The following is a 2,708-nucleotide window of genomic DNA, read 5'->3' as shown; positions in this document are numbered from 1 at the left end:
CCACCTGCTGGCCAGCACCGCCCGAACTAGAGCGCTGATGAACCCTCGCCCTGCCCTCCAGTATTAATCGCCGCCCAACAATGCCCGCCAGGTTCCAAATCCGAAATCATTTTTGCGCTCTCGTCTTGCGCAGGTTGGCGGCACCGTTGGTTTCGACCAGCTTGGTCTTCCAGACGGTCACATCGGTCATGCCCTGGCGGTCTTTGGTGCGCTTGTTCGCCAGATCGTTGAAGGCATCCGTGCTGTAGAGCCCCCAGATCACCGGCACGCCCTTGTCGATGTATTTCTGCAGTTCCTTGAGCTTGAACTCGCTCTGCCAGGAGTCGAACGAGCGGCCTTTGCGACGAATGTCCATGCGCACGCCTTCCAGCAGCATCTGCACGCTGGTACCGCCGCCAATGTTGGTCTCGCCGGCCATCGCCAGCACATACATGTCCGCTGGAACGCTGAGATAGCGCATGGCGCGCTCCGCCGTGGCGGGCACGCAGTAGCCTTTCGGCCCTTGGTCCACCATGGGGATTTCATTGATCACCACATCGCCGTTGGGTCGCTTTTCGACGTTCGCCAGGGCGCGGTCGCGGATGATCTTGTCGCCGGTCATCTTCACCTTGCCGCCAGCATCGGCCACTTCGGTGGTCACCAGTTCCACGCCCACATACTCGCTCTCTTGCTCACGCAGGAGGATGGAATGACCACGCCAGTCCCAGCGGAGCATTTTTTGCCGGCTTTCGCCATCGCCGAACATCTGCTTCACCGGCTCTCCGAGTTTCTCGGAGAGCTTCGCGGTGATCGCCGCCACATCCGCCTTCATGGCCTTTTCCAAGATCGCCAGCGCCTGGGGTTTCGGGGTGTTGCGATCCACGCGATTGTTGTTTTCGCCGTTCATGCCGAAGAGATCGCCCTTGTTGGCAAACACCATTGACAGGTTGGTCGTCAGTCCGTCCGCCGCATACAGCGCCACAGAGAAAGGCCGTGCGCCGAACATGCGGAACGTGTCCTTCGGATAAGAGCGGAAGCTGCTGGAGGTCTTTGTCTCTGACTCCTTCTTGAGTTCCAACCGGCCAGCCACATCGTCCGCCTTCGTCTGCCATAACATGACGTCCGCGAACAGCGCCGGACCCACGACTTCGTTCACGACCGCCGGGTCGAGTTTGTCATTAGGGCCCGGCTTGGGCTTGAATCCGCCGGTCGTCGGTGTGGCCGGCTGCATGGTGCTCGTTGCGGCCGGTGCCTGCTTGATGTACGCCTGATCCGCTGCTGAAAAAGTGTTGAGGCCGAGTGTGAAGCGCTTGCCGCCCGCCATCTCGATTGTCACCTGATCACCGGCAAGTCCGACCAGCCTGGCCTGGATCGCTTTGCCCTGGGCATTGGTGAAGGTGCGGACTTCAGCTGACTGCGCACCTGCGGTGGCGAGGGTCAGGGCGAAGAGGAGAAAAACATAAGATGCAAACTTCATGGCGGCGTTTTTAACGCAACCCCCGGCCAATGGGAAGCATGAATTTACGGGCGGCGGCAGATCAAATCCACGTCCCGGCCGGAATGACGGCGTCTTTGGGAATACACACGATGCCATCGCGAATGTAGAACAGCTCGGAGTCCATTTCGTCAGGCTTGCCTTCGGGAGTGATGACCACGTTGTCGCCGATGTGGACGTTTTTGTCGATGATCGCACGCTCAATGCGGCAGTTGCGACCGATGCCCGGCGGCGGACGGTCAGGATCAGTGCCGGCGGCTCCGGCGTAGAAGTCGGCGCCCATGATGATGCTCTTGCGGATGGTGGTGCCGGCTTCGATCTGGGAACGCACGCCGATGACGGCGGTTTCGATGAGCGCATCGGTCAGGATGCAGCCGTCGGCGATGAGGGCCTCGTGAATGTTGGCCCCGTTGATCTTGGTGGCGGGGAGCGGCCGTGAGTGCGAGAAGATCGGTGCCACGGAATCAAAGAAATCGAACTGCGGCACCAGCTTGCACAGATCCAGGTTCGCCTGGTAGAAGGAACGGATGGTGCCGATGTCCTCCCAGTAGCCGTGGAAGTTGTAGGCATGCACGCGGCGGTCCTTGATCGCGGTGGGGATGATGTGCTTGCCGAAGTCGTTGTGCGTGTTGTCCAGGCAGTCTTCGAGCACCTTGCGGTTGAAGAGATAAATGCCCATCGAAGCCTGATAGCGCGGCTCGGTGGTCTCCAGGCCGAGGCTGCGCAGCGTGGCATCCGGCATGCGTAGCTTGTCGAGCACGGCAGGATCCTTCGGCTTCTCGACGAACTCGTGGATGCGGTTGCTTTCATCGGCGTGCATGATGCCGAAGCCCGTGGCGTCGCGTGCGTTCACCGGCAGCGTGGCGATGGTCAGGTCCGCCTCGTTGGCGAGGTGCTGGCGCATCACCTTGCGGAAATCCATGCGGTAGAGCTGATCACCACTGAGAATCAGATAATACTCATGCCCGCCTTCCAGGAAGTAGCGCAGATTCTGCCGCACGGCGTCGGCGGTACCCTGATACCAGCGTTCACCATCCGGCGTCTGCTGCGCGGCGAGCACCTCCACAAAGCCGCGCGTGAACTGATCGAAGCGATAGGTGCGCGAGAGATGACGGTTGAGCGAGGCGCTGTTGAACTGCGTGAGCACATAGACCTGACGCACGCCGGAGTTGATGCAGTTGCTGATCGGAATATCCACGAGGCGATATTTGCCTGCGAGCGGCACGGCGGGCTT

2 protein-coding genes are annotated in these 2,708 nt (G+C 60.6%); both read right to left on the bottom strand.

The window, feature by feature from the left end; all coding sequences use genetic code 11:
* Window positions 1-106: 106 nt before the first annotated feature.
* On the bottom strand, window positions 107-1,456 hold the full coding sequence (locus tag ACKVY0_RS18595) for a hypothetical protein (RefSeq protein WP_409216332.1): 1,350 nt from the start codon (window positions 1,454-1,456) through the stop codon (window positions 107-109).
* Window positions 1,457-1,517: 61 nt separating this feature from the next.
* Window positions 1,518-2,708, bottom strand: a 1,191-nt coding sequence (locus ACKVY0_RS18590) for a glucose-1-phosphate adenylyltransferase (RefSeq protein WP_409216331.1), incomplete at its 5' end; no start/stop codon positions are given.

Source organism: Prosthecobacter sp., from assembly GCF_046154365.1.
Taxonomy (GTDB): domain Bacteria; phylum Verrucomicrobiota; class Verrucomicrobiia; order Verrucomicrobiales; family Verrucomicrobiaceae; genus Prosthecobacter.
This window is presented reverse-complemented; position numbering and strand designations above follow the sequence as displayed.